This window comes from Pseudomonas lactucae (assembly GCF_016937615.1).
GTDB classification, from domain to species: domain Bacteria; phylum Pseudomonadota; class Gammaproteobacteria; order Pseudomonadales; family Pseudomonadaceae; genus Aquipseudomonas; species Aquipseudomonas lactucae.
Genome location: NZ_JAFHKI010000186.1, coordinates 20625 through 27268 on the forward strand (window position 1 = coordinate 20625; position 6644 = coordinate 27268).

The following is a 6644-nucleotide window of genomic DNA, read 5'->3' on the forward strand; positions in this document are numbered from 1 at the left end:
ACCTAGAAACGCTCAAAACGATAAGGGCTCGGGTCGATGATCGGGGCATGCCCGCTAACCATATCCGCGGCCAAGTGCCCCGCCGCCGGCGAGGTGCCGAAGCCGTGCCCGGAGAACCCGGTGGCCACGGTCAGGCCGGGGATTTGCGCGACCGGCCCGATCACCGGGTTCGAATCCGGCGTTACGTCGATCGTGCCCGCCCAGGCCTGGGCAATCCTGGCGTGTTCGAACACCGGCCAGGCCGCCTTGAGGTTATTCATCGCATCGTTATTGAGCCGCGGGTTGGCCGCCGGATCCTGCACACGCACGCGTTCGAACGGGCTGACACGGTCGGCCGACCAGCGTCGCGCAAGCGCCAGGTCGTTAAAGAAATACTTGCCCAGCGACACGTTCAACACGCTGCGCTGTGCGCGAAATTGCGGCATGTACTGCTTGGCCAGCAGCAGGTGATCCAGGGTCAGGAAAGCGTCCAGTTTGCCGCGCTGGGTAATGATGAAGCCGCCGTCCTTGTGCTTGCGAAACGAAAAGTCCGGCGCGCCCACGGCAATTTCGGTGGGGCCTTGCATCGGATGAGTACGCAACACCGAACAGGTCAAGGCCAGGGTCGGCAGCGACACGCCGAGGTTGCCCAAAAAGCGCCGCGACCACATGCCGCCGGCGAGCAACACCTGGTCGCAACGAATCTCGCCTTTTTCGGTGACCACGCCACTGACCTTGCCGGCGGACGTCTGCAGCGTACGCACCGCGCACTGCTCGATAATCACCACGCCCAGGGCCATGGCAGCCTTGGCGATGGCGCTGCTGGCCAGGGTCGGTTCCGCGCGCGCATCCGACGGCGTGTAGATACCGCCGGCCCAGTCACCCTCGCCGCCCGGCACCAGCGTTTCGATCTCGCGCTTGCTCAGCAATCGCGAGTCAAGCGACAGGTGCTCGACCGATTTGAGCCAGCCTTCATGCATCGCCATTTGCGCCTCGTTGCGGGCGACGAACAGGATGCCTTCCTGGCGATAGCCCACATCCGCACCGACCCGCTCGGGCATTTGCGCCCACAAACGGTCAGCGGCCAGGGCCAGCGGAATATCGTGTGCGTGGCGGCTGGTCTTGCGTACCCAGCCCAGGTTGCGTGAGGACTGTTCGCCGGCGATACGGCCTTTTTCCAGGACCACCACCGGGATATTGCGTTCGGCCAGTGTCAGCGCAGCGGTCAAGCCGATGATGCCGCCGCCGATGATGACAACGGCGGTGGCGGTGGGGAACTCGGTGGACGTATTCACGGGCGCAATAGTCGGGGCCATGATCAAGACTCGCAAAACAATTGAGGACGGCCGCGCGAGCGCACGACCGCAGAACGGGTTATTGCGACAGGCGAATCACTTCGACCTGAGCCTTGGAGGCGTTGCGATACGCCGTCACTTCCAGCTCCACCTTGTACACCGTCGAACCCAACGGCGGGCAGGTGACGGTACTGGCCGGATCGACGCCACGGAACTTCTCGCCGATCAGGCCCATCACCGCCGGCACGTCCTTGGGGTCCTGGATAAATACCCGCGAGCACACCACATCGGCCAGGCTCGAATCGACGGCGGCCAGCGCGGTTTCGATGTTGGCGAACACCTGGTGCGTCTGCTCGAGGATGTCTTGCGGGATCAGTTTGGTCTGCGGATTGCGCCCGGCGGTATTGGACACATAGATCCAGTTATCCACCACCACCAGGCGCGAATAACTGGCCTGGTCTTCAAAGGGGGAACCGGTCTTGAGCTTGATGATTTTGGTCATGTCACAGGTCTCGTCAGTGAGTTAAAGGTTGGCTTAGCGCAGGACGGGGGTTTCCCACAGATTGAGCTTCACGCCGATGCCTTTCTCCACGGCATTGCGATACACCACGGTGCCCCAGGCCACATCCTCCACAGGCATGCCGCCCACCGACATGATGATGATCTCTTCATCGTTGCGACGGCCTTGGGCATCACCGGCGATGATCTTGCCGATGTCTTCAAGTTCTGCGTGCTGCATCTTGCCTTCGGCGATCATGTCCATGAACCGCACGCCAATGACCGGCACGCAGTGGTGCGCAGGCTTGGGCAGCTCTTCGAACCAGGCTTCGTAGAGGCCGGTGTTGTCCAGCACTTTGCGCACGTCGGCGCGCTCCATGCCTTCATCCAGCGAGCAGGATGCCGGCATCGCCATGAAGCACCCCGGCTTGACCCACTCGCGCTTCACAATTGGGTAGATCGAGGGGTCGCCTGTCTCGCCGGAGCTACAATAGGTAACAAGGTCGGAGCCCCGCACCACCTCTTCGAGGCTGTCGACCACATTGATCGTGGTCACCTGCGGGTAGGTGTCCTTCACCCAGGCCATGAAATCGTTCAGGCTTTTCTCGCCACGGCCCTTGATCTTCAAGGTATCGATCTGTGGGCAGACGGCGATGAAGGCGGCGAGCGTGGTCTTGCCCATCACCCCCGGACCGAGCAGGCCGACTACCTTCGAATCCTTGCGTGCCAGGTGACGCGCGCCCACGCCGGGAATCGCGCCGGTGCGGTAGGCCGACAACAGGTTGGCGGACATATGCGCCAGCGGTGCGCCGGTATCGGGGTCGTTGAGGGTGAACATCAGGATCGAGCGTGGCAGGCCTTTTTCGCGGTTGGCGATATTGGAGCCGTACCACTTGACGCCCGCAGTGCAGAAGCTGCCGCCCAGGTAGGCCGGCATCGCCATCATGCGGCGGTCGGCGGTGGGCTTGGGCATGTTCGGGAACGGCGAATCTTTCGGGAATACCACCATCGCACCATGGGAATCATTGTTCGGCCCGGCCATGCGGTAGTCACCGCTATAGAGCAGGCCGAACATCTCTTCCATGGTATTCACACAGGCGAGCATGTCGGTTACGCCAGCGCGGATCATGTCCTGCTCGGACAGGTAGATGAAGTCTATTTTTGTAGTAGTGGACATAATTATTCTCGGACTGAAGGTGATATCGCTGCGGTAGGCACTGCTCCCACGCTATCGAGGTCGAGTATCACGGGGCGTCTTGCGCCGGTATTGTAAATTTCGGACATCAACCCTCGGTCCGCCCGGCCGAGTTGGCGCGAAACATGCGTGAATATTTCTGCTTCCAGCCATCCCCGAGTCCGCCCATGATCAACCCGAGTACGCCGACGCTGCGGCACCACACCGCGTACGAACAACCGTGGTTCGTGCTCAACTCATCGCGCTATTCGGTGATGCCTTCGGAACACCCGGCGATCTCGCATTTTTATGCGTTCGACGTCGCCCACTCAGCGGACCTGCTGGCGGTGCCGGACGGCTGCGTGGACATCGTGTTCGACTGTGACGCCACGCGCCCAACCGTGAAAATCTGCGGCACCCCGCTGCAAGCGCAGCGGGTCGAACTGCTGCAGGATCACCATTACTTCGGCGTGCGCTTTGCGCCGGGGGTCATTCCAGGCTTCATCAACGTCATGGCCGCGGACCTGACCGAACAGGAGTGGGACCTGCTGGAAGTGTCGGCCTTTGCCCAGCGCATTTTCGAGAGCATCGTCCAGGCCCCACAGCTGCACGAGCAGATGAAGCTGTTCAGCGACTACCTGACCCCGCGCCTGATGGGCAGGACCTCGAAACTCACGACCATGGTCATTCAACAAGCGCTGGCCCACCGTGGCGACCTGCGCATTCAGCAGTTGGAAGACCTCAGTGGTTACACCAGCCGCACGATCCATCGCCAGTTCAGCCAGGACACCGGCGTGTCGCCCAAGACGTTCTGCCGGATCATTCGCTGCCAGGCGGCACTGGAAACCCTGAACACCTGCAACGACGTTTCGTTTTCGGACCTGGCCCTGGACCTGGGCTTTTCCGATCAGTCGCATTTTTTGCGCGACTTCAAAAAGCTGGTCAGTACCACGCCCTGCGATTACCAACGCAAAATGCTGCAGAGCGCCTGCAACGAGCGCATCCGTTTCGCCTGAACATCCCGCCCCTGCTCGACGAAAATTAATTCCTCCTCTCCATCATTTCTCCATAAAACCTTCGCTGAACGTGCATGCTTGCGGTGCATCATCCAACCCGTTGCTGAAAACCGTGCACCGAACGAGCAAACCATGACTGAATCACTCCTTGCATCGCCCTCCCACCAGGCGCTGGTGCTGATCGCCGAAGACGAGCCGCAAATCGCCGACATCCTCACGGCCTACCTCAAGCGCGCGGGTTTTCGTACCGCCCACGCGCAGGATGGGCGGCGTGCGCTCGAACTGCATCAACTGCTCAAACCGGACCTGGTGCTGCTTGATGTGATGATGCCCAAGCTGGACGGCTGGAGGGTGCTGGCGGAGCTGCGCCATCGCGGCAATACCGCGGTGATCATGCTGACCGCGCATGACCAGGACATGGACAAGCTCATGGGCCTGCGCATCGGGGCGGACGACTACATCGTCAAACCCTTTAACCCAGCGGAAGTCATCGCCAGGATCCAGGCCGTGCTGCGCCGCTGCGGCGATCAAGGCCAGGGCGCCGACCACCGTGTACTGCGTGTCGACGCCTTTGAGATCGACATCGGCAGCCATGAGGTGAGCGTCCACATCGGCACGCAAAAACAGCCGTTGTACCTGACGGTGACCGAATTCAAGCTGCTCGCACAGTTGGCCAAGACGCCGCGCCGCGTGTTCAGCCGCGCCGAACTGCTGGTGCTCTGCTCGCCGGAGAGCGACAGCCTGGAGCGGACCGTCGACAGCCATATCAGCAAGTTGCGCCGCAAGATCGAAGACCTCGGCCTGCACGGCGTGCCGAGCAGCATCCGTGGCGTCGGCTACCGCTTCGGGAGCCAGGCATGAAAGTGGCCAACAGTCTGAGCCGCCAGATCATCGTGTCGATGTCGGCGGTGGTGATGTGCGTGATCGCACTCGCGCTGGTCGGCTCCTACATATTCTATGCATTGCTCTGGACCTTTTCGCCGCCGACGGAGTTGGAGATGCAGTCGGATGAATGGCTGCCCAGCGGCGTGGAATGGATGTGGATGGGACTGATCACCTGCGTCAGCCTGAGCGTCGGCGCGGCGGTCGCCGTCAAGTTGTCCAAACGCATTCTGGCGCCGCTCAATTCGGTGGCGGCGAGCCTGCGCAGCCTGGCTGACGGTGACCTGGATGCTCGCGCCGTGGCGCCCGATCTTTCCCTGGGCGAAGCCGCCCTCTTGGTGACCGACTTCAATAGCATGGCGAACCGACTCAAACGCATGGCCGAGGAACAAGCCTTCTGGAACGCCGCCATCGCCCATGAACTGCGCACCCCGCTGACCATCCTGCGCGGCCGTCTGCAAGGGCTGGCCGAGGGCGTATTCGAACCGGACACCGCGCAGTTCTACAGCCTCCTGAGCCAGGTCGAAGGCTTGACCCGCCTGGTCGAAGACCTTCGCGTGGTGGGCATGGGCGACAACGGCCACCTGAAACTGACGCTGCGGGAGGTGGCGCTGGCCGATGCGCTTGAAGCCGAAGCACGCCTGTTCGAACCGAGCCTGAACAGCGCCGGCTTTGTGCTGCAGTTGAACCTGCGCAGGGGCCTCGTGCACTGCGATGCCGATCGCATGCGCCAGGCCTTGCTGGCGCTGCTGGACAATATTCGCCGACATGCCACGCCGGGCACCGTCAACATTGAACTGGGCAGTGACGAGCGCGGCCATTTCCTGAGGGTCGCGGATGAGGGCCCAGGGGTCGACGCGGCGTTCGCAGAGCACATTTTCGATGCGTTCCAGCGCGGCGAAAGTTCACGCTCGCGCGCCCAGGGCGGCAGCGGCCTGGGCCTGGCCGTGGTGCGGGCGATTGCCATCGCCCATGGCGGCGCCGTGACATGTCGAACCGTAGTGGACAGCGGCACTTTGTTTGAACTCAGTTGGCCGGGCGTCTCGCTGTTTAATCCTCAAACCTGACCCCTTATAAATATTAATTCTCACCAAGGTGATGGCATGCGTCTCTCTATTGGCCTGTTCAAGAGAGCTAAGAAATACCGCCACTTTGCCTTACTGGACACACACGGACGTTGTATAGCTTTCATGAGTTGCGAAGGGATTCCCGCCAGGGGTGAATGGGTGGAAGTCAACGAAGTCAATGTCGCCTGGCTCGGCCAAACACTGCCAGGCCCTGGGCGCCCGCACAGCAAATAGCTGCATCGCTTGCTGCCTGGCTCTGATGTTTAACGTTATTACGTGGATAACTGTTATGCCTACCCAGCATTCAGCTCGGAACCCTATCGACCTTAAACAACTGGAAACGTCATTGACGCTCTACACGTTCAAGTTGAGAAAGTTGCAACGCGTGTGGATTCCCCTGCAAAAGTACGCGCCGCAGTGCGTATTGGCGCTGTGGTTGATTGGTGTATGCATTTCGTTGGTCACGCTGTGGTATGGCCACTGGTTGATCGTTGCCCCTGCTATTTGTCTATTGATCACGGCGGAAATCATTATTGAAGAAGTCCAGATCGACCTGTTGTTGATGACCGACGAAGCGCGTTATCTGCTCGACGTCAGCCGTGGCAGCTATCACCGTACACCGCGCGCCACAGATGCCCCATGTCGTCCGTAACGCCGCCGATTCTGCTCGAGGAAAGTCAAAATCGGCGGGGCCGTACCTAAAGCGGCAAAGCAACCAAAGCGCTCTTGCCCC

7 protein-coding genes are annotated in these 6644 nt (G+C 61.1%); 4 read left to right on the top strand and 3 right to left on the bottom strand.

Annotated elements, in window-relative coordinates:
• Positions 1-2: 2 nt before the first annotated feature.
• Genes JWR98_RS26930 through JWR98_RS26940 form a run of 3 tightly spaced genes read right to left on the bottom strand, consistent with a single transcriptional unit; the run spans position 3 to position 2949 of the window.
• On the bottom strand, positions 3-1295 hold the full coding sequence (locus JWR98_RS26930) for an NAD(P)/FAD-dependent oxidoreductase (RefSeq protein ID WP_205491666.1): 1293 nt from the start codon (positions 1293-1295) through the stop codon (positions 3-5).
• Positions 1296-1353: 58 nt separating this feature from the next.
• A complete protein-coding gene (locus JWR98_RS26935) occupies positions 1354-1776 on the bottom strand; it encodes a RidA family protein (RefSeq protein WP_003172914.1) in 423 nt (140 codons plus the stop codon).
• A 33-nt stretch (positions 1777-1809) separates the two neighbouring features.
• On the bottom strand, positions 1810-2949 hold the full coding sequence (locus JWR98_RS26940) for an ornithine cyclodeaminase family protein (RefSeq protein WP_078732386.1): 1140 nt from the start codon (positions 2947-2949) through the stop codon (positions 1810-1812).
• A gap of 185 nt (positions 2950-3134) precedes the next feature.
• Here JWR98_RS26940 and JWR98_RS26945 point away from each other — a divergent pair, with 185 nt between their 5' ends.
• The 4 genes from JWR98_RS26945 to JWR98_RS26960 all read left to right on the top strand — a co-directional run bounded on the left by JWR98_RS26945 (position 3135) and on the right by JWR98_RS26960 (position 6563).
• Positions 3135-3962: a helix-turn-helix domain-containing protein gene (locus JWR98_RS26945; protein WP_078732385.1), complete on the top strand. Its 828-nt coding sequence runs from the start codon at positions 3135-3137 to the stop codon at positions 3960-3962.
• 132 nt (positions 3963-4094) lie between these two features.
• A complete protein-coding gene (locus tag JWR98_RS26950; protein ID WP_078732384.1) occupies positions 4095-4823 on the top strand; it encodes a response regulator in 729 nt (242 codons plus the stop codon).
• A complete protein-coding gene (locus JWR98_RS26955) occupies positions 4820-5911 on the top strand; it encodes an ATP-binding protein (RefSeq protein ID WP_205491667.1) in 1092 nt (363 codons plus the stop codon). The genes JWR98_RS26950 and JWR98_RS26955 overlap by 4 nt, the downstream gene beginning before the upstream one ends.
• A gap of 289 nt (positions 5912-6200) precedes the next feature.
• A complete protein-coding gene (locus JWR98_RS26960) occupies positions 6201-6563 on the top strand; it encodes a hypothetical protein (RefSeq protein WP_078732382.1) in 363 nt (120 codons plus the stop codon).
• The last annotated feature ends 81 nt before the right edge of the window (positions 6564-6644 follow it).